At 66.3% G+C, this 23090-nt stretch carries 23 protein-coding genes and 3 pseudogenes; 18 read left to right on the top strand and 8 right to left on the bottom strand.

Annotation, left to right across the window (positions count from 1 at the left end; genetic code table 11):
* Positions 1–194 precede the first annotated feature (194 nt).
* The 5 genes from HW532_RS21770 to HW532_RS21750 all read left to right on the top strand — a co-directional run bounded on the left by HW532_RS21770 (position 195) and on the right by HW532_RS21750 (position 5091).
* Positions 195–1379, top strand: coding sequence for a tetratricopeptide repeat protein (locus tag HW532_RS21770; RefSeq protein ID WP_213162455.1), 1185 nt, complete (start codon positions 195–197; stop codon positions 1377–1379).
* Positions 1380–1525: 146 nt separating this feature from the next.
* The gene (gene ipdC, locus HW532_RS21765; protein ID WP_213162454.1) at positions 1526–3160 is read left to right on the top strand and encodes an indolepyruvate/phenylpyruvate decarboxylase; all 1635 of its coding nucleotides are present in this window, start codon (positions 1526–1528) and stop codon (positions 3158–3160) included.
* Positions 3161–3228: 68 nt separating this feature from the next.
* The gene (locus tag HW532_RS21760) at positions 3229–3537 is read left to right on the top strand and encodes a bactofilin family protein (protein WP_246479349.1); all 309 of its coding nucleotides are present in this window, start codon (positions 3229–3231) and stop codon (positions 3535–3537) included.
* A 112-nt stretch (positions 3538–3649) separates the two neighbouring features.
* Positions 3650–4282, top strand: a complete 633-nt coding sequence (locus tag HW532_RS21755; RefSeq protein WP_213162453.1) for a DUF1326 domain-containing protein — start codon at positions 3650–3652, stop codon at positions 4280–4282.
* Positions 4283–4317: 35 nt separating this feature from the next.
* Positions 4318–5091 carry a DUF2182 domain-containing protein gene (locus tag HW532_RS21750; RefSeq protein ID WP_213162452.1) on the top strand — a complete coding sequence of 258 codons (774 nt, stop codon included), beginning with the start codon at positions 4318–4320 and terminating at the stop codon, positions 5089–5091.
* A 13-nt stretch (positions 5092–5104) separates the two neighbouring features.
* Here the strand turns inward: HW532_RS21750 and HW532_RS21745 are convergent, their stop codons facing one another.
* Complete coding sequence (locus tag HW532_RS21745) at positions 5105–5662, bottom strand: cupin (protein ID WP_246479348.1); 558 nt, start codon at positions 5660–5662, stop codon at positions 5105–5107.
* A 153-nt stretch (positions 5663–5815) separates the two neighbouring features.
* Between HW532_RS21745 and HW532_RS21740 the strand changes: the two genes are divergently transcribed.
* Both HW532_RS21740 and HW532_RS21735 read left to right on the top strand, forming a co-directional pair.
* The gene (locus tag HW532_RS21740; protein ID WP_213162451.1) at positions 5816–6994 is read left to right on the top strand and encodes a vWA domain-containing protein; all 1179 of its coding nucleotides are present in this window, start codon (positions 5816–5818) and stop codon (positions 6992–6994) included.
* Positions 6995–7109: 115 nt separating this feature from the next.
* A complete protein-coding gene (locus HW532_RS21735; protein WP_213162450.1) occupies positions 7110–8285 on the top strand; it encodes a GNAT family N-acetyltransferase in 1176 nt (391 codons plus the stop codon).
* Positions 8286–8298: 13 nt separating this feature from the next.
* Here the strand turns inward: HW532_RS21735 and HW532_RS21730 are convergent, their stop codons facing one another.
* Positions 8299–9090, bottom strand: a complete 792-nt coding sequence (locus tag HW532_RS21730; protein ID WP_213162449.1) for an SDR family NAD(P)-dependent oxidoreductase — start codon at positions 9088–9090, stop codon at positions 8299–8301.
* A gap of 295 nt (positions 9091–9385) precedes the next feature.
* Between HW532_RS21730 and HW532_RS21725 the strand changes: the two genes are divergently transcribed.
* The 4 genes and pseudogenes from HW532_RS21725 to HW532_RS21710 all read left to right on the top strand — a co-directional run bounded on the left by HW532_RS21725 (position 9386) and on the right by HW532_RS21710 (position 12437).
* On the top strand, positions 9386–10789 hold the full coding sequence (locus tag HW532_RS21725) for a cytochrome ubiquinol oxidase subunit I (RefSeq protein WP_213162448.1): 1404 nt from the start codon (positions 9386–9388) through the stop codon (positions 10787–10789).
* Positions 10790–10792: 3 nt separating this feature from the next.
* Positions 10793–11823: pseudogene (cydB, locus tag HW532_RS21720) on the top strand (cytochrome d ubiquinol oxidase subunit II).
* Entirely contained in the window at positions 11804–11974 is a 171-nt protein-coding gene (locus HW532_RS21715) for a hypothetical protein (RefSeq protein WP_213162447.1), read from the top strand. The pseudogene cydB and the gene HW532_RS21715 overlap by 20 nt, the downstream one beginning before the upstream one ends.
* Before the next feature lie 163 nt (positions 11975–12137).
* Positions 12138–12437 (top strand): DUF4242 domain-containing protein, encoded by a 300-nt coding sequence (locus tag HW532_RS21710; protein ID WP_213162446.1) that lies wholly within the window; start codon positions 12138–12140, stop codon positions 12435–12437.
* Positions 12438–12507: 70 nt separating this feature from the next.
* On the opposite strand, the gene HW532_RS21705 is transcribed toward HW532_RS21710, so the two are convergent.
* Entirely contained in the window at positions 12508–14118 is a 1611-nt protein-coding gene (locus tag HW532_RS21705; protein WP_213162445.1) for a winged helix-turn-helix domain-containing protein, read from the bottom strand.
* A 250-nt stretch (positions 14119–14368) separates the two neighbouring features.
* Here HW532_RS21705 and mtoX point away from each other — a divergent pair.
* The 4 genes and pseudogenes from mtoX to HW532_RS21685 all read left to right on the top strand — a co-directional run bounded on the left by mtoX (position 14369) and on the right by HW532_RS21685 (position 17941).
* A pseudogene (mtoX, locus tag HW532_RS21700) lies at positions 14369–15633 on the top strand (methanethiol oxidase).
* Between the two features lie 70 nt (positions 15634–15703).
* Positions 15704–16420: an SCO family protein gene (locus HW532_RS21695; RefSeq protein ID WP_213162444.1), complete on the top strand. Its 717-nt coding sequence runs from the start codon at positions 15704–15706 to the stop codon at positions 16418–16420.
* 12 nt (positions 16421–16432) lie between these two features.
* Positions 16433–16816 (top strand): group I truncated hemoglobin, encoded by a 384-nt coding sequence (locus tag HW532_RS21690; protein WP_213162443.1) that lies wholly within the window; start codon positions 16433–16435, stop codon positions 16814–16816.
* A 30-nt stretch (positions 16817–16846) separates the two neighbouring features.
* Positions 16847–17941: an adenylate/guanylate cyclase domain-containing protein gene (locus HW532_RS21685; RefSeq protein WP_213162442.1), complete on the top strand. Its 1095-nt coding sequence runs from the start codon at positions 16847–16849 to the stop codon at positions 17939–17941.
* 230 nt (positions 17942–18171) lie between these two features.
* On the opposite strand, the gene rpsU is transcribed toward HW532_RS21685, so the two are convergent.
* The 5 genes from rpsU to HW532_RS21660 form a co-directional block, all read right to left on the bottom strand.
* Positions 18172–18417, bottom strand: coding sequence for a 30S ribosomal protein S21 (gene rpsU, locus HW532_RS21680; protein ID WP_213162441.1), 246 nt, complete (start codon positions 18415–18417; stop codon positions 18172–18174).
* Between the two features lie 72 nt (positions 18418–18489).
* The gene (locus HW532_RS21675) at positions 18490–18699 is read right to left on the bottom strand and encodes a cold-shock protein (RefSeq protein ID WP_213162440.1); all 210 of its coding nucleotides are present in this window, start codon (positions 18697–18699) and stop codon (positions 18490–18492) included.
* Between the two features lie 228 nt (positions 18700–18927).
* Positions 18928–19434 (bottom strand): hypothetical protein, encoded by a 507-nt coding sequence (locus tag HW532_RS21670; protein WP_213162439.1) that lies wholly within the window; start codon positions 19432–19434, stop codon positions 18928–18930.
* A gap of 98 nt (positions 19435–19532) precedes the next feature.
* Positions 19533–19754, bottom strand: a complete 222-nt coding sequence (locus HW532_RS21665) for a DUF378 domain-containing protein (protein ID WP_213162438.1) — start codon at positions 19752–19754, stop codon at positions 19533–19535.
* A gap of 91 nt (positions 19755–19845) precedes the next feature.
* Positions 19846–20319, bottom strand: a complete 474-nt coding sequence (locus tag HW532_RS21660) for a fasciclin domain-containing protein (RefSeq protein WP_213164691.1) — start codon at positions 20317–20319, stop codon at positions 19846–19848.
* A gap of 199 nt (positions 20320–20518) precedes the next feature.
* On the opposite strand from HW532_RS21660, the gene HW532_RS21655 reads away from it, so the two are divergent.
* From HW532_RS21655 to HW532_RS22610, 3 genes and pseudogenes are all read left to right on the top strand, one after another.
* Positions 20519–21103, top strand: a complete 585-nt coding sequence (locus HW532_RS21655; protein ID WP_213162437.1) for a helix-turn-helix domain-containing protein — start codon at positions 20519–20521, stop codon at positions 21101–21103.
* 220 nt (positions 21104–21323) lie between these two features.
* On the top strand, positions 21324–22064 hold the full coding sequence (locus tag HW532_RS21650; protein WP_213162436.1) for an outer membrane protein: 741 nt from the start codon (positions 21324–21326) through the stop codon (positions 22062–22064).
* Between the two features lie 424 nt (positions 22065–22488).
* Positions 22489–22887: pseudogene (locus tag HW532_RS22610) on the top strand (outer membrane protein); the annotation flags it as partial.
* Positions 22888–23090 lie beyond the last annotated feature (203 nt).

Below are 23090 nucleotides of genomic sequence, written 5' to 3'. Positions count from 1 at the left end.
CGGTTCCCGCAAGGCGGAACGTTCTCCGAAACGACATCGTGCTGCAACGCCCCTGGCCTTAGCCGCAAGCACTCTGCCGATGCGGCGCGGATCGGCAGACGCTGCATTGGCGTGCATGTAATAATTGCATTTAACTTTACCATTCTGTTAAAGTTGTATTTCCTGCATTGGACGGCAGCGGAGGGACCGGACCGATGGTCAGCCCCATTATCGAAACCGACCGCCTACGCATCTTCTACCGCAGGGCCCGCACGGGGCCACTGCTGATCACCTTCGCCGACAACGGTTTCAGGCAGACGGACAGCTTCTTCGGCGAGACACCCTCGGTCGCCAAGGCCTTCACGCGCATCGGCATCGTCGCCAAGGGGCCGGACTGGTATCCGCGTCTCGAAATGGAGAGATATCTCGACTATCTCGTCGAGATCGCCGGACGCCATGACGAGGTCATCTGCCTCGGCGAGGGGGCCGGCGGCTATGCCGCGCTCAAATACAGCCGCATTCTCGGCGCCACGCTCGCCATCGGCCTCTCGCCCCATTTCTCCATCGCGCCCGACGATGTCGGCGCGTGCGACCGGCGCTACGAGGGGCATTTCGATCCGGAACTCCATACAGGCATGGCCATTGCCGGCGAGGATGTCTGCGAGACCGCCTTCGTCATCCACGACCCGCGCGACGCGCACGAGCGCGGCCATGCGCACCTCATCGCGGCACGGGCACCCGTGCAGATCGTGGCCGCGCCCCATTGTGCGGGAACGGTCGGGAGCTTGCTCACGGCCCGCGATCACATGGCCGACATGGTCGAGATGGCACGTCTCGGCCTGGCACCGAGCCGGTTCCAGAGGCGGATCAGGCTGCTCAAGAAGGGCTGGCCCGCCTATTACCTGCGGCTCGCCAACGCCGTCGCACCACGCGGCAAGCCCGCCGTCGCGGTCCGTTTCCTCGAGCGCGCGCGCGTCCTCGACCGTGCGAATTTCGAGATCCTGATGCGGCTCGGCACGCTGCAGCGCCGGCTGGGCCGGCTGAACGAGGCGGAGACTGTTGCCCGCACGCTCATCACCTATCATCCCGACCGCGCACCGCCCCACGTCCTCCTGGGCGGCATTCTGGCGGAGAAGGGCGAGCTTCAAAAAGCCTATGACAGCCTGGAGACAGCGCTGACGATCAACCCCAACCTGCCTGAGCTCCACCTGCGCTTTGCCACCCTTCTGGAGCGTCTCGGCCATGGCGCGCAGGCCATCGCCACGCTGGAGGCCGCCACGCAACGGTTTCCCAAGAACGGGCGCCTGCGGTCGGAGATGGACCGGCTGCAGGCTCGGCAGGCGACAGACGACGGGACCGACGCCCAAAGCGGGACCGCGCATCCCCTCTCCTCGCCCTGAGGATCCGCCGGCGGCCCGGCAAGCTGCCGTTCCCCGGGGTGCCCGTCCTCTTCATTCCCTGCCGGGCCTTTGTCGCCCCGCCTGCGCCGGGCTAGACTGATGCTCCCTGGCCGACGGCCGCTACGGGACACAAGGGAGCATCGACCATGAAGCTTGGCCACGCGCTGCTTCAGGCCTTGAAGGCCTATGGCGCCTCGGAGATTTTCGGCATACCCGGCGATTTCGCCCTGCCCTTCTTCAAGGTCATTGAACAATCGAACGTCCTGCCGCTGCACTGCCTGAGCCACGAGCCGGGCGTCGGTTTCGCCGCCGACGCGGCAGGCCGCTACAATTCGAAGCTCGGCGTCGCTGCGGTGACCTATGGCGCGGGCGCGCTCAACATGGTCAACCCGGTCGCGATGGCCTATGCGGAAAAATCGCCGCTCGTCGTCATATCCGGCGCGCCCGGCGCGCGCGAGGCGGGGCTCGGCATGGGCCTCCACCACCAGGTCAAGCGACTGGACTCCCAGCGCCTCGTCTATAACGAGGTGACCTGCGCACAGGCGATCCTCAACGACCCGGCCACCGCGCCGGCAGAGATCGCCCGCGTGCTGACCGCCGCACGCGAGCGCTCCCGCCCCGTCTATATCGAATTGCCGCGCGACATGGTCGACGCCGAGGTCGGCGAGGTGCCGGCCTATGCCGAGACACCGCCGGACATCGAGGCTGCGCAGGCCTGTGCGCAAGAGATCATGACGCGCCTCAAGGCGGCCGAGCGCCCGGCACTGCTGCTCGGCGTGGAAGTCCGCCGCTACGGGCTGGAGGACAAGGTCGCCGCGCTCTCCAGGCGCCTTGCGCTGCCCACCGCGACAACCTTCATGGCCCGCGGCATCCTCGCAGACAGCGACGCGCCCCTGATCGGCACCTATCTGGGGCTGGCCGGCGAGCCGGAGATCCGCCGGGCGGTGGAACGCTCCGACGCGCTCCTCATGCTGGGCGTGATCCTGTGCGACACGAATTTCGGCGTGTCCAAGCGTCAGATCGACCAGCGCTCCGCCATCCACGCCTTCGACCGGGAGGTACGCTTTGCCTATCACAACTATCCCGACGTCTCGCTCCACGCCCTGATCGATGCGCTGATCGCGATCGCCGAGCCGGTGGCCAAGGCGCCCACCCCCGCAACGCCCGACTATCCGCGCGGGGCCTCGAGCGACGGCAATCCCGTCGCCCCTTCCGACATTGCGCGCGCGGTGAACGATCTGTTCGACCGCCACGGACGCATGCCGATCTCCGCCGATATGGGCGACTGCCTGTTCACCGCCATGGACATCGTCTACACCGAGCTCGTCGCGCCCGGCTACTACGCCACCATGGGTCCCGGCGTGCCCGCGGGCCTCGGCCTCCAGGCCGCGAGCGGCCGGCGCCCGCTGATCATGGTCGGCGACGGCGCCTTCCAGATGACCGGCTGGGAGCTCGGCAACTGCGTGCACAACGGCTGGACGCCTATCGTTCTGGTCTTCAATAACTGCGCCTGGGGCATGCTCAAGGCCTTCCAGTCGGACACGCGCTACAACGACCTGGCCGACTGGCATTTCGCCGACATGGCACCGTCGCTCGGCGGCCGGGGCCACCGGGTGACGACGCGGGCCGAGCTCGTCGCCGCGCTGGAGGAGGCCCATGGCGATGCCGGCCATTTCCACATCGTCGAGATCATGATCCCGCGCGACGAGATATCCCGGGCGCTCGACCGTTTCACGAGCACGCTGAAGGAGAAGACGGCCGCCCGGCCCGCCGCCCAGTGACCCCCTCCGGTCGGCTGCCGCGATGTGATAAACTTGCCGGTAACCGACTGGTAAAAGGAGGTTCGCTTATGAAAACGATCACCGAGACCCTGAGCGCGCCCCGCCGGTTCGAAGAGAGCACACGCCTTCTCGGCACCGTATCGGGCAATGCGAGCATTGCGCCGGAGGTGCATTTCGAGCTCGACGGAACCGTCACCGGCGACCTCACCGTGGAGCGCGGCGCCCATGCCGTCATCCGCGGGATGGTGACCGGCAAGCTCATCAATCTCGGCGGCGAGGTGACCGTCGCCGGCCGGGTCGGCTCCGTCATCGACACCGACCCCGCCCATCGCACGACACTGGAGCCGAGCGCCCATGTGAACGGCACGGCCGCCTGAACGCCCGGCGCTACCGGCGGCCGACCGACAGGCCTTTGTGCCGCGCGTCCGGCGCGTATCTGTGATAGGCTTCGATGGACCGGGGGCGACAGCAGCCGTCAGGGAGGACGCCATGGCTGTCGACTGGTTACTCCGGGGGCCCGAAATTGCGACATGCAACTGCGCCTGGGGATGTCCCTGCCAGTTCAATTCCCGCCCGACAAGCGGCCACTGCCGTGCCGCGGTCGCCATGCGGGTGGACAAGGGACATTTCGGCGATGTGACGCTCGACGGCCTGCACTGGGCCGCAACCGTCGCATGGCCGGGCGCGATCCACGAGGGCGGGGGCGAGATTCTGCCGATCGTCGACGAACGTGCCGACGAGAAACAGCGCGAGGCCCTGCTCACCATCATGTCGGGCGAGGAAAGCGAGCCCGGCGCGACGGTCTTCAGCGTGTTCGCCAGCGTGATCGACACGGTGCACGACCCGCATTTCCTGCCCATATCCTTCGAGATGGACCTGAAGGCTCGGACCGGACACTTCTCCGTACCGGGTCTTGTGGAGGCGCGCGTCGAGCCGATCCGCAATCCGATCACCGGCGATCCCCATCCCGTGCATGTCAGCCTGCCCGAAGGGTTCGAGTATCATGAGGCGGAATATGCGAGCAGCACGACCCACGGAACGGGTCCCGTTCCGCTCGACTGGTCGGACCGCCACAGCCATCTGACGATGCTCGACATGACCCGCGCGGGCCCGCAGGGCTGATCCGGCGTCGGCTCTTGCGAAGGGAACCGGCCGCGATGAAACCCGACACGGGTGTGCTTGCAAGCCTGCGGCGCGAGACGGCTGTCGCCACGGGCGGTCTCGTGCTCGCCACCGCCATCGCCTGGGCCTATCTGGCCATGGGCGCCGGAATGGACATGGGCCATGCCGCCATGCCGCAGCCGGCCCTGTGGTCGTTCTCCTATGCCCTGCTCGTCTGGGTCATGTGGGCTGTGATGATGACGGCCATGATGCTGCCCGGCGCGGCGCCGGCCATATTGCTCTTTGCCGCCATAAACCGGCGTCGGGCCCCTGCCGATGGCGGGGCGCGGGCCGTGACCGTCTTCGGGCTCGGCTATCTCGCGGCATGGGCGGCCTTTTCTACCGCCGCAGTGGCCGCGCAATGGGCGCTGCATTATTCCGGCGCGCTGTCGGGCATGATGGCTGTCACGAGTGCGCTGCTCGGCGGCAGCCTGCTCGTCGCCGCGGGCGTCTACCAGCTCACCCCGCTCAAGGCCGCATGTCTTCGCCGATGCGGCGCACCCCTGTTCTTCTTCGCCCGGCACTGGCGGCCCGGCACCCTCGGCGCCTTCGCGATGGGCCTGCATCACGGCCTCTATTGCCTCGGCTGCTGCTGGGTTCTGATGCTGCTGCTCTTCTATGCGGGCGTCATGAACATGGCGTGGATCGCCGGCCTCACGCTCTATGTGATGGTCGAGAAGCTGGTGCCGCAGCGCTACGCCGTGGCCCGCGGCGCCGGCCTCATTCTGTGCGTCTGGGGTCTCGGCGTGGTCTGGCTGGCGCTGGGTTAGGCCGAATTCGGCTTCACCGCTTGCCGGTCGCCTTCGACCACAACTCCGTCACCGGCCCGGACGCACCCGATACCGGATCGGTTTCCGGCAGGGGGACGGACGCGATATTCTCGCGGGCGAGATCGAGGCTGCCCTCGCCCATCTGCCAGAGATCCCAGTGCTGGTGGCGCGGATAGGCGCCGATCACGCTGAGCCCCGTCCCACCGGAGACGCGGCAATGGCCGACGCCGGCGGGAATCGCCACGACATCGCCCGCCCCGACCGACAGGACCGGCCCGTCCGGCCCGCCGAACTGGACCTCCGCATGCCCGCGCGCAATGCCGAGCGCCTCATGGGCGGTGGAGTGGAAATGGTGATAGTCGAAGATCCCGTTGCGCCATCCATGTCCCCATCCGTTCCGGTGGAACAACTCCTCGAACGCCGCTTCCGGATCGGCGCTGTTCCCGGTATCGAGGACGCCGCGGCAGATCACAAGTGGCAGGGTCGGATTGTTCGGCACCTGACCGTCGTCATGAAGCATGATGGCGGTCACGCGCCCGCCCTCCTCGGGGGTCTCGGTCTTGCTCGTCATGGTTCCTCCCTCGAACGGCCGGTTGGTCCGGCTTCGCCCGCCCGCCCACACCTTTGGGGCGCGACCGGGCGCGGACCATTTTCCGGGACATGACGGCACGGTTCAACTGCGTTAAACCTTCCATGTGGACGATCAGCCCCTTAGAGGACCGGCATGTTCATCACTTTCTTCAACGCGCTCAAGCAGGCCGGGCTTCCGGTCAGCCTGCGCGAGTACCTGACCCTCATGGAGGCGCTCGGCGCGCGCGTGACGGACCGCCGGGTAGAGGAGTTCTACTATCTGTCCCGCGCGGCGCTGGTGAAGGACGAGCGCAATCTGGACCGCTTCGACCAGGTGTTCGGACAGGTCTTCGAGGGGCTGGAGACGGTCGCGGGCGAGGACGACGTCCGCGAACTCCCGGAGGAGTGGCTGCGCCGGCTGACCGAGCGCTACCTCACCGAGGAGGAGAAGGCCATGGTGGAGGCGCTCGGCGGGTTCGAGAAGATCATGGAGGAGCTGAAGCGCCGGCTGGAGGAGCAGACCAAGCGCCATCAGGGCGGCAGCAAGTGGATCGGCACGGCGGGCACCTCGCCCTTCGGCGCCTATGGCTACAACCCCGCCGGCATCCGCATCGGCCAGCACGAGAGCCGGCATCGCCGCGCCATCAAGGTGTGGGACAAGCGCGAGTTCAAGGACCTCGACGACACCGTCGAGCTCGGCACGCGCAACATCAAGGTCGCGCTCAAGCGCCTGCGCCGCTTCGCGCGCGAGGGCGCGGCCGACCAGCTCGATCTCGACGACACGATCCAGGCGACGGTGCGCAAGGGCTATCTCGACCTGAAATTCGTGCCCGAACGGCACAATGCGGTGAAGGTGCTCCTGTTCCTCGATGTCGGCGGCTCCATGGACCCGCATATCCGCATCTGCGAGGAGCTGTTCTCCGCCGCCCGCACGGAGTTCAAGCATCTGGAATACTACTACTTCCACAATTGCCTCTACGAAACGGTGTGGCGCAACAACCGCCGACGCCACACCGAGCGCATCGACACATGGGACGTGCTCCATACCTATCCGTCCGACTACAAGGCGATCTTCGTGGGCGACGCGGCGATGAGCCCGTTCGAGATCACCCATCCCGGCGGTTCGGTGGAGCACATGAACCCGGAGGCCGGCCAGGTCTGGCTCGAGCGGGTGACGGAGAGCTTTCCGAAGGCGGTCTGGCTCAATCCGGCTCCGGAACGCTACTGGGGCTACACACCCTCCACGCAGATGATCGGGGCGGCCATGGGCGAGCGCATGTATCCCCTGACGCTTGAGGGGCTCGACGAGGCGATGCGGGAGCTGTCGCGGTAGGCCCCGGACGGAAACCAAATCTCAAGGCCCGGCCGCGATGCTCCGGCCGCAAAAAGGACATGTCAGGGGGAAGATGTCTGTCGCTTGGCCGGATGACGCTGCCGCGCGGACATGCGTGGACCGGCAGCCGGCCGACCTGCCGGAGGGCGCGCGGCTGGAGGTCGTCGCCACATCCGGCGCCCTCCTTGCGCTGAAGGAGGACTGGCAGGCGCTCGAGGCGGCGGCCGCACGGCCCCATCATGTTTTCCAGAGTTTCGCCTGGTGCGGCGCCTGGGCACGCCATTTTCTCTCGGAGGCCGCTTCCGCCGAACCGGCTCTCATTGCCGGCTGGCTCGGCGGCCGGCTGGTCATGCTGTGGCCGCTCATGATCGCCCGCCACGGCCCGGTCCGGGTGCTGAAATGGCTCACAGATCCGTTCGGCCAGTATGGCGACGTGCTGGTCGCGCCCGACATCGACGCCGCTCCCTGGCTGTCCAGAGCCTGGCAGATCGCCAGGACGGAACTCGGCATCGACGCCGCCTTCCTGCGTCATGTGCGCGTGGACGCCACGGCCTATCCCTTCCTCTCGGCAAGCTGCGCGACCTCCATCGCGCGCGAATGCGCCCCCTGCCTCGACCTCTCAGCCTTCGCCGACGGCGCCGCATATGACAGACGCTACGGCAAGGAGCAGCGCCGGCGGCGGCAGCGCATCCAGCGAAAGCTCGAGACGCTCGGGCCGGTGCGGTTCGGTATGGACGACCTGTCGGACGGTTCGGCCGGAACGGTGGGTTGGATGATCGCGGAAAAGCGCAGATGGCTGGCCGTGCGCGGCCTGATGAGCCCGGTCGTCGCCAATGCGCGGCTCCACGCCTTCCTCGGCGATCTGGGTGCGGAGACCGGCGACGCCCCGCTCGCGGCCGCGCCGGTCCTGCGATGCGGCGACAGGCCCGTGGCGGCGGAACTCGCGCTTCGCTACAGAGGCGGCCATTTCGCCTATCTGACCGCCCACGACCATCGGCTCCACGATCTTTCCCCGGCCCGGCTCCACATGCATCTGAGCCAGAAATGGTGCCTCGAGAACGGTTTGGCGCTGTTCGATCTCATGGTGCCGGGCGACGGCTACAAGGAGAGCTGGAGCAACGGCTCGGTCGATGTCTTCGATTTCCTGGCTCCGGCCTCCGCCATGGGCCGGCTCTACTGCCGGGCTTATCTGCGCCATCTGCGCCCGCATATCCGGGCCGCCTATCGGCGGCTCGGACGGCGGGTGCGCCGCCCGGTCATCGCGCTTCTGACGAAGTTCGGCGGCTTCTGAAGCCGGTCGCAGGCTACAGGCTGTCGACCACGCCGCCATCGACGCGCAGCGCCGCGCCCGTCGTGGCAGATGCCTGGAGAGAGCAGGCATAGACCACCATATTGGCGACCTCCTCCACGCTGGCCGCGCGCTGGATGATCGAGGACGGACGGTGCTCCATGACAAACGCCCGCGCGGCCTCCTCCAGCGTCTTGCCGGTCTCCTCCACCTCGTCGGCGAGCATCGCCGCGACGCCGTCCGACAGGGTCGGACCGGGCAGCACCGAGTTGACCGTCACGCCGGTTCCGGCCATGCGCTTGGCAAGCCCGCGCGCGACCGCAAGGACCGCGGTCTTGGTGAATCCGTAATGGATCATGTCGGCGGGGATGTTGAGGGCCGATTCCGACGACAGGAACACGACGCGGCCCCAACCGCTCTGCGCCATGCCGGGCAGATAGGCCCGCGACAGCCTGACCCCCGACATGACATTCACCTCGAAGAACCGCGTCCATTCCGAATCCGGCGTCTCGAAGAAGTCCTGCGGGCCGAAGATGCCCACATTGTTGACCAGGATGTCGCATTGCGGCCGGGCCTCGATGAGCGCCGCGCAGCCCTCGGCCGTTCCGAGATCGGCCGCGAAACCGATCAGGGAGGCCTGCGGACGTTCGCGCCTGATCGCAGCGACGGCGCCGTCGACCGCCTCCTCCCCGCGTCCATTGACGAGCACTGTGGCGCCCGCCTCGGCGAGCCCTTTCGCGCTGGCGAACCCGATCCCCTGAGTGGAGCCTGTCACGATGGCGGTCTTGCCGGTAAGGTCGATCTGCATGGGGGGTCTCCTGTCTGCGGTGGCGTCGTTGGCGTCCGGGACGGGCGCCGGCGGGTGCAGGAGGAGAGATGGTTCTCCGGGCGGATTTTGTCACCCATGACGATAGGTCTCGCCCCGGGGCCCCAAGGGGAGAGATCCGGACCGATCCGGCCCATACCCCCTCTTGTCCATCGCGGGCCGAACACTAATCGGCCTTTCCCATTCGCCGCTTTGCACTGTTTTCTTGTGCGTTGCGAAGGTCTATTGTCGAAGCTTGGGGACCTTGTGCGGGATCGTGCCGTCTGGGGAGGGGATGATGGACTTCGACGCCTTGCTACTGTCGCGTCTGCAATTCGCATTCACGATAGCGTTCCATATCATCTTCCCCTCTTTCACCATCGGTTTGGCGAGCTACCTCGCCGTGCTGGAAGGTCTGTGGCTGAAGACCGGCGACGACGCCTATTACGCGCTCTACCGGTTCTGGCTGAAGATCTTCGCGGTATCCTTCGGGCTCGGCGTCGTCTCCGGCGTCGTGATGAGCTATCAGTTCGGCACCAACTGGAGCCGGTTCTCCGAGCTCACCGGCAATATTCTGGGCCCGCTCCTTGGCTACGAGGTGCTGACCGCCTTCTTCCTGGAAGCCTCGTTCCTCGGGATCATGCTGTTCGGGGTCAACCGCGTCGGGCCGGGCCTGCACTTCCTGTCGACCTGCATCGTCGCGGCGGGAACGCTGATGTCCGCCTTCTGGATCCTCGCCGCCAATAGCTGGATGCAGGCGCCCGCGGGCTACGAGATCCGCGACGGCATCTTCTATCCGACGGACTGGCTGGCGATCGTCTTCAGCCCGACCTTCCCCTACAGGCTCGTCCACATGGTCCTGGCGGCCTATATCACGACCGCCTTCGCGGTGGTCGGCGTCGGCGCCTGGCAGCTCCTGAAGGGCCGCCGCGACCGACCGGTCCGGCTGATGGTCGCGATGGGGCTCGGCCTGCTCGCCATCCTCACGCCGCTGCAGCTCGTCGCCGGCCACGAGCACGGCATCTCCGTCTATCACGAGCAACCCTCCAAGCTCGCCGCCATCGAGGGCCACTGGGAGAGCTATGAGGGGCGTGCGCCGCTCGTCCTGTTCGGCTGGCCCTCGCAGACGGAGGAGCGCAACCTCCACGAGGTGGCCATACCCGAGATCGGCAGCCTGGTCGTCACCGGCTCGCTCGACGGCGCCATACGGGGGCTGAAGAGTTGGCCGGCCGAGGATCGCCCGCCGGTCGCCATCACCTTCTGGGCCTTCCGCATCATGGTCGGGATCGGCCTCGTCATGATCGCGGTGTCGCTTCTCGGCGCCTGGTACGCCTATTCCGGCCGGCTGGAGAAGCAGGCATGGTTCCAGCGTATCCTCGTTCTCATGCTGCCCTCGGGCTTCGTGGCGGTTCTCGCCGGCTGGGTGACGGCGGAGGTCGGACGCCAGCCCTGGACGGTCTTCGGTCTGTTGCGCACCGCGGACTCCGTCTCCCCGGTCCCCGGCGCGAGCGTCGCCGTGTCCCTCCTCGTCTTCATGATCGTCTATGCGATCGTCTTCACCGCGGGCGTGTTCTTCATGGGCCGGCTTGCGGCGAAGGGGCCTGAGACCGGCGCGGCGCCGCCGAAACGGTCGGATCGGGAGGACGTGCCGGCCTATCTCGCCCCCAATTCCGCGGCGACCGCCGCCGGCGAAGGAGACTGAGCGATGGAAACCCTCGATCTCCCCGTCATCTGGGCCGTCATTCTCGCGCTCGCCGTGCTCATGTATGTGGTGCTCGACGGCTTCGACCTGGGGCTCGGCATCCTGTTCCCGCTGGCGCCGGACGATGCCGACCGCAGCCGCATGATGAATTCCGTCGCGCCGGTCTGGGATGGCAACGAGACCTGGCTGGTGCTCGGCGGCGGCGGTCTCTTCGCGGCCTTCCCGACGGCCTATGCCGCGTTCTTCCCGGCGGTCTACATGCCCATCGGCTTCATGCTGACGGCGCTGATCTTTCGCGGGGTCGCCTTCGAGTTCCGATTCAAGGCGCATAGCCCCGCCGGCCGCAGGCTGTGGGACACCGCCTTCTTCCTCGGCTCGCTGGTGGCGGCCATCGCCCAGGGGCTCATTCTCGGCACCTTCGTGGAGGGAGTGGCGGTGACCGGCACGGCGTTTTCCGGCGGCATGTTCGACTGGCTCACGCCCTTCTCCGTCCTCACCGGGCTCGCGGTCGTTGCGGGCTACACGCTCCTCGGCTCGACATGGCTGATCGTGAAGACCGACAAGGCGCTGCAGTTCCAGGCCCAGAAATGGGCCCGGCGCAGCCTGGGCGCCGTTGTCGTGGCCATGGTCGCGGTCAGCGCGTGGACACCTTTTCTTCAGCCGCGCATCGCGGAGCGCTGGGGCTCGGCTGGCCGTCGCTCGACTTCTCGCGCCTGCTGCCGCTCGCGCCCCTGCCTGTCCTCGCCGCGCTCGCGGCCTATGCGCTCCACAAGGCCTTGCGGAACGGCAATACCCACAGCCCCTTCATCCTGTCCATCGCCCTGTTCGTGCTCGGCTATCTGGGGCTCGCCATCAGCATCTTTCCCTATATCGTCCCCTATGAGCTGACCGTCTGGGATGCCGCCGCCGCGCCGAGCAGCCAAGCGATCCTGCTCATCGGCGTCCTCGTGATGCTGCCCCTGATCCTCACCTACACGGCCTATGTCTACTGGATCTTCCGCGGCAAGGTGGGCGATGGCGGCTACCACGAATAACGGGGGCGGGTCCGGCGGAGGAGACCGGCCGGGCGGCGAACCGCGCCGCCGCTGGGGCAGACGCATTGCCTGGTTCGTCTTCCTCTATGCGGCGAGCGCCGCGGTGGTGCTCGCGCTCGCCTACGGGCTGAGAGCGCTGCTCTTTCTTTGAGACATCCTCCTTGCCCGACCAAAGCGGCGCCGGCCTTCACGAAAACTCCAGAAAACCTCCCTGCCGTCTGCAAGCGCGGCCCGCGCGGTTGGCCTAGCGTCGGGACCGCGCTCCCACGGTATAGGCCGGGGATGGCGCTCGGACACCCAAGGAGGACACTCACATGCTCCGGCGTTTCATGATCGAACGCGACATTCCCAAGGTCGGCACCCTGTCGGGCCAGGAGCTCGGCGATGCCGCGCGCACCTCCAACGGTGCGCTCGCGAAACTCTCCGGCATCCAGTGGCAGTATTCCTATGTGACCGCCGACAAGACCTTCTGCGTCTATCTCGCAGACAGCGAGGAGGTCATCCGCGAGCATGCCCGCCTGTCGGGCTTTCCCGCGAGCAGGATCACGGAGATCGTGACCACCATCGACCCGACCACGGAACAGAAATGCTCCATGGCGACGGCGCCTGCGTGATCGCGCGCGGCCGTCCGGCAATGCGGCCGGCGCCGCCACCGACGCCGGCCGCACCGTCCCAAGTCCCGCATCAAAGGTTGATGCCGGCGAGCCTCAGCCCCCTGAAGAAGGTCTCCCGGTGGGCGGGGTCGCGGAAGGGATAGGTCGTGATCATGTAGTCGCGATCGACCGGTTGCTTGAGCTCGGCGAGCCGCCTGAGGCCTCGGTCGGACTGCTCCCTGTCGCCCCTGAGCCCGTGGAGCGAGACGAAGCGCTGCCAGCCGCGGCCATAGGACGGGTCCCATTCGACCGACCGGCTGATATGGGCGAGCGACCTGTCGAGATCGTCGGCGAGCATCGACCACAGGGCCAGATCGGCCTCCACCACCGCCGTATAGGGATAGGCCGGGTCGACGCGGAACACCCGGGACTGATGTGCGATGGCCGTGTCCAGCTCGCCGGCGAAACCGCAAATGCACCCGCCGAAATGGTAGCACCAGGCCGCGCTCGGATTGAGTTTGACCGCCTGGCGTATATGGTCCAGCGCACGGTCGTAATGCAGGTTGGTCCACAGCTCGCCGACGCCCGCCAGCGCGTGCGCCATCCACGAATTGCGGTCCACCTCCAACGCCCGACAGGCAGCCTCCAGCGTATCGGCGAAGGCTGTGTGGGCCGCGCTCGACGACCACGACCGCATGGCCCTCTGAAACCTCGCCATGGCGATCAGGGAGAGCGGGAAGCTCCAGGCGGGATCGAGCGCGGCGGCCTCGCCCGCCAGCCGCTCCGCCTCGTCGAAATCGGTGAAACTCGACCGGTTGGCATGCCACGCCGCACGCATGGCAAGGTCCCACGCGCAGCTATCGTCGGGGGCCTTGCGCATGATGCGCTGCACCTCCGCGGTATGCACTTCCGGCTCGAGCGTGTTGACCACCTCGTGCGCGATCTCCTCCTCCACCTCGAACACATCGCGCAGGCCGCGCCTGAAGGAGGCGCTCCAGAGCTGGCGGTCCTCCACGGCATCGACAAGGGCGGCATTCACCCTGATGCTGTCTCCGGCCCGTTGCAGGCTGCCGGTGACGAGATAGCGCGCACCGATCGCACGGCCGATCTCCGGCGCCGTCTGCATGTCGCCTCGATAGCGGAAGGAGGTGTTGCGCGAGATCACCGGGAACCAGCGCCAGGCGGACAAGGCGGCGATCAGCTCTTCCGTCAGCCCGTCGGCGAGATAGCTGCCGCCGGCCCCGTCCGTCGCGTCATAGAACGGCAGGACGGCAATGGCCGGACGCTCCATGAGAGCCTCGGCAATCATCTCCGTCTCGCCGGGCGTGTCGGTGCGGGCTGGCGCCAGCACCTCGGTTCCGTTCGCGGAGGGCCCGATTTGCGACTCTTCGCAGCGCTCGCGCACCGCGCCGACGAAGCGGAAGCCGCGGCGGTGAACGGTCCGGATGAGGCGCTGCTCCGCGCCGCTGTCGCCGAGCGCCTGACGCACCGCCTTGATCCGGCTGCTCAGCGCGGCATCGGAGACGAAACGGCCGTTCCAGACCGTGTCCAGGATATCGTCCTTGCCGACCACGCTGTCGTGCCGGGCGACGAGCAGTGAGAGAAGCTCGAAGACCTGCGGCTCGACCGGCACGGGATCGCCGCCGCGCCTGAGCTCGAACAGGCCGGTATCGAGCGTGAAATCCTCGAACTCGTAGATCATTCCGGGCCGTTTCCCGCCCCCGACAGCCTAGTATCGCGCGAATCCAGCGCTTCTCCAAATAATCTCCACCCCGTCTTCAAGCACGGCCCCCCGCCCTCCTGTAGCGTGCCTGCCATTCGCCGAGCCCGCTCACCCGACGACACGGTCAGCGGGCGAGCGGCGTTGTGGAAGATGCAGTCCCCAAGGGAGGTGCCCCATGTTTTGGAACCGCACGCCTGCGCGGCTCCTGTCCGTCGTCTCGTCCGTCGCCATGGCGGCGATCCTTGCGCATACGCCCGCTGTCGCCGATGAGACCTGCCAGTCGCCCTATATGGCCAAGATCACCGGTGAGGAAGAGTTCGTTTATGTCTGGACGCTCGGCATGGAGGGTGTCGGCGACGGCTCCGACAAGGTCGTGACCGTCGATGTGCGCTCCGGCTCGCCGACCTTCGGCAAGGTCATCGACGTCGACTCCGTCGGCGGCCGGCACGAAGCCCATCACGGCGGGCTGACAGACGACCGCCGAAGCTTCTGGGTCGCCGGCCTCGACACGAGCCAGATCTTCATCTTCGACATTGCGAGCGATCCCGCGAACCCGAAGCTCGTCAAGACCATCGACGACTTCGTGGAGAAGAGCGGCGGCGTGGTCGGTCCCCACGGCGCCTATGCCCTGCCCGGCCGCGTGATGATCTCCGGACTGTCCAACAAGGACAAGACGGGCCGCACCGCGCTCGTCGAATACACCAATGACGGCGAATATATCGCGACGCACTGGATGCCGACGCCGGACAACCCGCAAGGTGCGATCAACGCGGAGAAGGCGGACGGCTACGGCTATGACGCCCGCGTCCTGCCGCGGCGCAATGTCATGCTCACCTCCTCCTTCACCGGCTGGAACAACTATATGCGCCCGCTCGGCGAGGTCGTGAACGACAAGGAGGCGATGAAGGCGTTCGGCGGCACCATGGTGCTGTGGGACTTCCATGCCCGCAAACCGCGCCAGGTCTTCGAGGTTCCCGGCGTGCCGCTGGAGGTTCGCTGGGCCTGGGGCCGAACCACAATTACGCCTTCACCTCCACCGCGCTCACCTCCGCGATCTGGTTGATCTACGAGGACGAGGAACAGAAATGGCATGCCGAGAAGGTCGCCGATATCGGCGATCCGGAGACGCTGCCCCTGCCCGTCGATATCAGCCTGAGCGCCGACGACTCCACCCTGTTCGTCGACAGCTTCATGGACGGAATGACCCGCGTCTACGACGTGACCGACCCGCACAAGCCAAAGCTCATCCACGAGAAGAAAATCGGCAGCCAGGTCAACATGGTCTCGCAGAGCTGGGACGGGAAGCGACTCTACTATACGAGCTCGCTGCTGGCGAACTGGGACAAGACCGGCGAGGACAACGAGCAGTTCCTCAAGGCCTATGACTGGGACGGCAAGACGCTCTCCCCGCGCTTCGAGATCGACTTCCTGGCGGAGGGGCTAGGACGGCCGCACCTGATGCGCTTCGGCTCGCGCGCCCTCTACACCAACTGACGGAGCTTCCGCGAAGGCCGGACGCCTGCCGCCCGGCCTTCGCCGTCTTGCCCATGCTGGGGACAGGCCGATGAAGACATTGCTTCTCGCATGCGCCGCCGCACTGGCCCTGGCCTGCCAGGCCGTGCCGGACGCCCGGGCCCACGAGACCGGGTCTGAAGCCGAAGGCGAGACCGGGATCGAAGGCCCCGCGGACGATTATGTCTACGAGCTCGCCGCGCCGGGCACCTACAGCCTGCCCGCCATTCGGCCGGCCGCCAATGCGTGGCTTGTCGACGAGACCGGGGCGGACCGCGAGCTCGCCCGGCTGTTCGAGGGGCGTATCACGCTCCTCGCCTTCATCTATACGCGTTGCGGCGACATCTGCCCGGTCGCGACCCTGCGCATGGCCGACCTGCAGAGGCTCGCCGCGCGGATGCCGGCGGTCGCAGAGACGTTCCAGCTCGTCTCGCTGAGCTTCGATCCTGCCTACGACACGCCGGCGCGCCTGGCCGACTATGCCCGGCACATGCGAGCAGATACCGGGACGGCACCGCCCTGGACGTTCCTGACCGCGCGGAGCGCGGACGCGATCGCGCCGGTGCTTAAGGCCTATGACCAGCCGGTCGCGCGCAAGCCCGACGGCGAGGACACCACCGGCCCGTTCAGCCATCTCCTGCGCGTGTTCCTCATCGACCGGGACGGCATGATCCGCAATATCTACAGCGCGGACTTCCTCGACCCGCGCCTCGTGCTGAACGACGTGCGCACCCTGCTCGCCCCCGTGCCGGGCACACCGTCGCAATAGGAGAAGGCCGCAATGTCCCATCCCCTCAATCCGGGTTCGTCCGCGACCATCTTCGAGCGCTGCGGCGGCTTCGCCAAGGTGAGCCGGATCGTCATGAGCTTCTACGACCGGGTCGGCGATTCGGAGATCCTGGCCCCCTATTTCGAGACGACGGACATGCGCGTCCTCGTCGATCACCAGACCAAGTTCGTGGCCTCGCTCATGGGCGGGCCGGCGAGCTATGGCGACGAGACACTGAGGCACGTGCATGCGCGGCTCGCCATCACGCACGAGGCCTTCGACGAGATGACGCTGCTCCTGCGCGAGACCTTCGAGGATTTCGACATGGCCGAGGCCGACATCGCCGCGGTAATGGGCGAGATCGAGCGCTCAAGGCCGCTCATCGTGACCGCCTGAGCGGGCCGGACGATCAGGGACCCGAGGACCATGGATCTGGAGCAATTCAACAGGCTGCTCCTGCAGTCGGTCGGCGTCGGGCTCGCGGTGGCCGATCCCGAGACCCTCCGCGTGCTGGTCGCCAACCGGCGCATGCGGGACTGGTTCGACCTCGCCGACGGCGACCCACCGTCGCTCGGCGAGATCCTTCCCGCGCTCGACCGCGACCGGCTCGCGGCGCGCATGGCGGCAGGCCGCCCGCTCACGCTGGAGACCGAGGCAAAGATCGGCCGCAAGCGCGCGAGCCTCGCCGTCGAGATCACATCCCACGACCGCGACGGCCAGCCCGTCCTCCTGGTGGAGTGCCAGAACGTCTCCAAGCTGCGCGAGCTGGAATACATGATCCAGTCCTATTCGCAGATGGTCGAGAAGCAGAACCGGGAGCTGCGCAAGGAGAAGGAGCGCGTGGAGCGTGTTCTCCTCAACATCATGCCCAAGACGGTCTACGAGGAATGGCGCCAGTTCGGCGTGACCACACCGCGGCGCTATGACAGCGCCTCGATCCTCATGCTCGACTTCGTGGGCTTCACCGAGATGGCCGTGACGGAGGACCCCTCCGCGCTCATCGCCGAGCTCAACGACATCTTCACCGCCTTCGACCGCATCGTGGAGCAGTTCGGCTGCGAGCGCCTGAAGACCATCGGCGACGCCTATATCGCGGTGTCGGGCATTCCCGAGGAGACCGCCGACCATGCCGCCAACATTGCCGGCGTGGCACTGCGCATCCGCCACTTCCTGGAGCGGCGCAACGAGAGCCATCAGCACCGATGGCGCTGCCGCATGGGGCTCGCCACGGGCCCGGTGGTCGGCTCGATCGTGGGGGTGCAGAAATATGTCTACGACATCTTCGGGCCGGCCATGAACCTGGCCGCGCGGCTGGAGGCCATCGCGGAGCCCATGGAGATCGTGATGAGCGAGACCATGCAGGCCCTGCTGCCGCCCATCTACAGGAGCGACGAGCTCGGACTTCTGGAGATCAAGGGATTCGGACGCCGGCGCCTGTTCAGGCTCACCGGCAGCGACGACCTGACGGCCCGCCCCGCGGGCCGGCCGGCATCATGGAGCGCGGCGCGGCTGGCCGAGTGATCGGACCCGCCGCCCCTGGACGCGCGGCCATTGTCCGGGGATCCGGGACCAGTCGCAGATGAGTGGTTCCCGCATGGATCGATCGGTTGGGGCAGTTTGCGTGCGCCCGATTGGACGCACGTTATCTCAGACCGATTTCGGGAAAAGCGGATGCAATTCCTACGGTTCGAAAGCGCGGCAAATCAAGGAACCGCAGGCCACGGGTGAACGGGCGTTCACCCACGCGCGCCCTAGCGGCGGCCGCCGGCCTTGGCGTGCTTGCGGGCCCTTGGCAGGAGACCCTCGCGCTGGGCGGCCTTGCGGGCGAGCTTACGGGCACGCCTGATGGCCTCGTTCTTCTCGCGCGCCTTCTTCTCCGACGGCTTCTCATAGGCGCGCCGGCGCTTCATCTCGCGGAAGAGGCCCTCGCGCTGCAGTTTCTTCTTCAGCGCCCGGAGCGCCTGGTCAACATTGTTGTCGCGAACGATAACTTGCAAACGATGTCTCCTTTCCTGGCCGGGCATCGCTGCCCGGCCTCGCTGTGTCGGTCCGACGGACGATCCGGACGGTCAGCCGTCCTGGAGATCCGTGGCGGCGGACTTGCCGCTGCGTGAGTCGACCTTGACTTCGTAGCTGACCGTCTGGCCCTCCCTGAGGGCCGACATGCCGGCCTGCTCCACGGCGGTCGCGTGAACGAACACGTCCGCTCCGCCATCATTGGGCTGGATGAAGCCGAAGCCGCGGTTGATATTGTAGAATTTCACAGTTCCTGTGGCCATGCTGGCCTCCATTTCAGACACGCAACGCGTGCCGCACGACGGGTATCGTCGAGCCTCATATTCGAATTCCACGGTGTCTTGGGGAGAGGCTCGAAAGCCAGCACGACAAGGCAGTGCAAAATTCCGAATGCACTCTACTTAAGCGTTTTCCGCGCAAAGTTCAAACTTTGTCGACGCGGGCAGGCTGCGGCTGCGTCCGGCATCGGCAAGACACCCGCCCATTGTCCCCTAAAGGACACGACTGTCATAGGCCCACTGGAGGAGCGCCTGGCGCTGGCGCGGCCTGCAGAACCAGTCGCCGGGCTCGCAATGGCGGCGAAGCTGCGCCACATGGCGCGCCATGGCCTTCCACCGCCCGATCTGGCGCAGATCCTCCTCGGCCATGCGCCGGCCCATGTAGTAGCGGCAATACCATTGGAACCAGCCGCGCGGATCGTCCGGGTGGATCCAGCCCTTCTCCCGCCACACGCTCAGCGGCTGACTGGCATCGACGCCGAAGAAGTTGAGGCGCGAATCGTGCCGGTCGGACAATTTCGCCGTCTCGAACCACGCGCCTGGAAACTCGTCGCGGCAATCGGTCATGTACTTGCCGCCGAACACGCCGAGCGCCAGCATCTCCGCCGGCGCAAGATCGGGCGCGAAGCGCTCGTGAAAGTCGCGGCCGACAGGTGCGGTCAGGGCATAGCGGTAGCCCTGCTGCATACGGTCGTTCACCTCGACCCATATCGGCGTCATCGGTCATCCTTCCGATTCGGTCCGGCTCTCGGTCGGATCTCTCTTCGCTTGGACCGGAGAGGGAGGGCCGACCCGGCGGGCCGCCCTCCCCGCGTTCCCTAGCGGTGAGCCGCCAGCGTATCCGCCGTTCCCAGCGACTGTGCGAACGGGACGAGCTGCCAGACCGCGGAGAGGCCGACAAGGCCATAGACAACGCGTGTCAGGAGCGAGCCCGTCCCGAACAGCGTCGCGACGAGATCGACGCCGAACAGACCGACGAGCCCCCAGTTCAGTCCGCCCACAATAACAAGGGCAAGCGTGACGATGGTCAGGAGTTTCATGGCAATCCTCCATGGGTTGCGGTCGCCGCCGGCCGGCCGGACCGTCCGCCTGACGGCAGTCCGGTGACCGGCGACTGCACGAATGATCGCGTCACTTCTCAGGCGGCAGGATCACCTTGTCGATGACGTGGATGACACCGTTCGAGGCCCCGATATCGGTTGCCGTCACACGGGCGTCATTCACCATCACTGCGCCGGAGCCGGCTTCGATGGCGATCATTGCCCCGTTGACGGTCTTTGCCTTGTCCATCTTCACGACGTCCTCGGCCATGACCCTGCCGGACACCACATGGTAGGTCAGCACGGCCACGAGCTTGTCCTTGTTGGCCGGCTCGAGCAGCGTGTCGACCGTCCCTTCGGGAAGCTTCGCGAAGGCCTCGTCGGTCGGCGCGAAGACGGTGAACGGCCCCGGCCCCTTGAGCGTGGCCACGAGACCGGCTGCCTCGAGCGCCGTGGCCAGGGTGGTGAACTGCCCGGCCCCGACCGCCGTATCGACGATGTCCTTGTCGGAGGCGATGGCCGTACTGGCGATACCGAACGCCAGACCGGCGGCTGCGGCGAGCATCGCCGCCCTGCGGGAAAATGTTGCTGTCATGGCTCTTCCTCCTGTTTGCAACCGGCGGCTCCATACCGCCCGTGCATTTTCATCTAACGCAAAATATTTCTCTCACCAGTAATATTTTCGTGAAGAGATATTGTCTTTTCCTGTCACGATAATATCCTGGTGAATTGGAGAGCGACGCGAAAACGGATCGAGGCCGGCCATGCTTTCGGAGACACTGACGGAGGAGTTGGAGCGCTATCGCATCGGACCCCGCGTGCGCGCATTGCGCCTGGGCAAGAAGCTGAGTCTCGTCCAGCTCGGCAGCCATACGGGATTGTCCACGGCCATGCTTTCCAAGATCGAGCGCGGGCAGCTCTTCCCCACACTGCCGACCCTCTTGCGCATCGCGATGGTGTTCGGCGTCGGGCTCGACCACTTCTTCGCGCAGGGCTCGAACCGTCCGCTCGTGACGGTGGTTCGCGCCGACGAACGCGTGCGCCTGCCCTCGCCGCCGGCCGATGCAACGCCCGCCTATCTTTTCGAGAGCCTCGACTATCCCGTCGCCGACCGGAAGATCGAGGCGTTCTATGCGGTGTTCCCGGAGGTCTCAGCGCCGTCGCAGCCCCACGAGCACGGCAGCGCGGAGTTCATCTATGTGATCGACGGGACGCTGGAGGTCACTGTCGCAGACGAGACGGCCCATCTCCACCAGGGCGATTCCGCCTATTTCGACTCCTCCATCCCCCACAGCTATTGCCGCAAGGGAGCCGGACCGTGCGCAGCGCTGGTGGTGACGGCGCCATAGCGTCCTCCCCCGTCACGGCGGCAGACCGGATCCTGACATCGCATGGTTCCCGCCCCGGCGACGGCCATCGGGCGGCCCCGCCCGATGTGGCGCAATTGTCACGAATGCGGATTTTCACAGTTTATATGGCTCGTTTCTCTCAACGGCATACTTTTCAGTTCAAACATGATCGCTATTGTACGAACGAGCAATTTGGGAGACACAGCCAAAGGGAAATCCCATGAGGAAGCTCCTTCTGACGAGCGCCGCCGCGGCGGCGATGGGAACGTTCGCGGCGACGCATACCCAGGCCGCCGACCTCTATGTTCCCGCACCGCCGCCGCCAGAGCCGGTCTGGTCCTGGGCCGGCCCCTATGCCGGCCTCCATGTCGGTGCGCTCGACGGGGATATCGACGACAATTTCGACACGTTCTTCGAGGGCAAGCAGCCAGAGCCCGAGGGCAATATCAACGCCGACTCCATGGACCCGAACGGGATCATGGGCGGCATCCAGGCGGGCTATAACTTCCAGTTCGACAGCATCGTGCTGGGCGTGGAGGGCGATGTCAGCCTTGGCGACGTCGACGACACGATCTATCCCTTCGTGCTCACACCCGCCGACCGGGTGGAAGCCCAGATGGACTGGATGGCGACGATCCGCGCACGCGTCGGTTGGGCGATGGACCGCACGCTCTTCTACGCCACGGGCGGCATGGCCTTCACCGATCTCGAGATCAAGATGGACGTCGCAGGTGGCGAAGCTCGCGACAAGGACACGAACTCCTATTTCGGCTGGACGGTCGGCGGCGGCGTGGAGCACGCCTTCACAGACAATATCAGCCTGAAGGCGGAATATCTCTACACCGACTTCGGCAAGGAGAAGTTCAGCTTCTTCGGCCCGGGACGGGAACCACCGGAAGTCGATGGCGATGTGAAACTGAAGACCCACACCTTCCGCGTGGGCGTGAACTACCTGTTCTAGACGGCGGAACGCTCCGCCGCTTTGGCAGACGGAAGGCCATCGGGCAACCGGTGGCCTTTTTCTCCTGCTCTCCCCCGACCCGGATTTCTCATGGACAGGGTTCTATGCTGGCGTGAGCTTCGGCTACACGTGGAGTGCCAATAACGGCATCAAGGACGTCAGCTATCAGGATGAAACCAACGACTATTACGGTACCTACGACAACGGCTGGTTCAACCGGGAGGACAGATCGGACAGCGGTTCGCTCACCGGCGGTGTCCAGATCGGGTACAACTACCAGATCGACAGTATCGTGCTCGGCGTGTAAGCCGACATCAGTGCCCTGGATACCGATAACGACTATCGCGCCAGCGATATCACCGATCTGTATGAGGGCGAGTCGTACAACTACCATCTGAGAGAACATCTCGACGCCAAGAGCAGGGTCGAATGGTTCGGCACGATCCGGTCGCGCCTGGGGTTCACGCCCGTCGACCGACTGCTCGTCTACGCCACGGGCGGTCTCGCCTATGGCAGGGTCAAGAGCACCGGGAACTATGACTGGCATGAATACGGCTTCTGGTGGGGCGAGGGCGACCATTTCTTCGACCGGAGCGGCGGGTTCAACGGCTCCAACAGCCAGGTCCGCTGGGGCTGGACGGTCGGCGCCGGCGCGGAATACGCCATCGCCCGGAATGCCACGGTCAAGGCGGAATACCTTTTTGTCGATCTCGGCAAGAAGCATCACACCGTCAGCAATCCCGCCGACAGCGGCGAGTCCATCAGCTGGAAGGATTCGGTCAAGCTCAACGTGGTGCGCGTCGGTCTGAACTACCAGTTCTGATCCGTCCGCACGGCCCGCTTCCCCGAAGAAGCGAGGGCGTTCTCCGATTGCCTCTCGCGCGATCACGGCAATGGTGTCGTGATCGCGTTTTCCGTTTGCCGTCCGGCCTCGTGCCGATCCGCATCCGCTTCGGCGAGACCCCGCCGGGGTCGATGGTCACGTAAAGCGCAAGGCCTACTCCTTCCGCGTGGGTGTGAACGACC

This window comes from Kaustia mangrovi (genome assembly GCF_015482775.1).
Taxonomy (GTDB): domain Bacteria; phylum Pseudomonadota; class Alphaproteobacteria; order Rhizobiales; family Im1; genus Kaustia; species Kaustia mangrovi.
The sequence above is the reverse complement of the archived record's forward strand: the minus strand, read 5'-3'. Positions and strand labels throughout refer to the sequence as shown.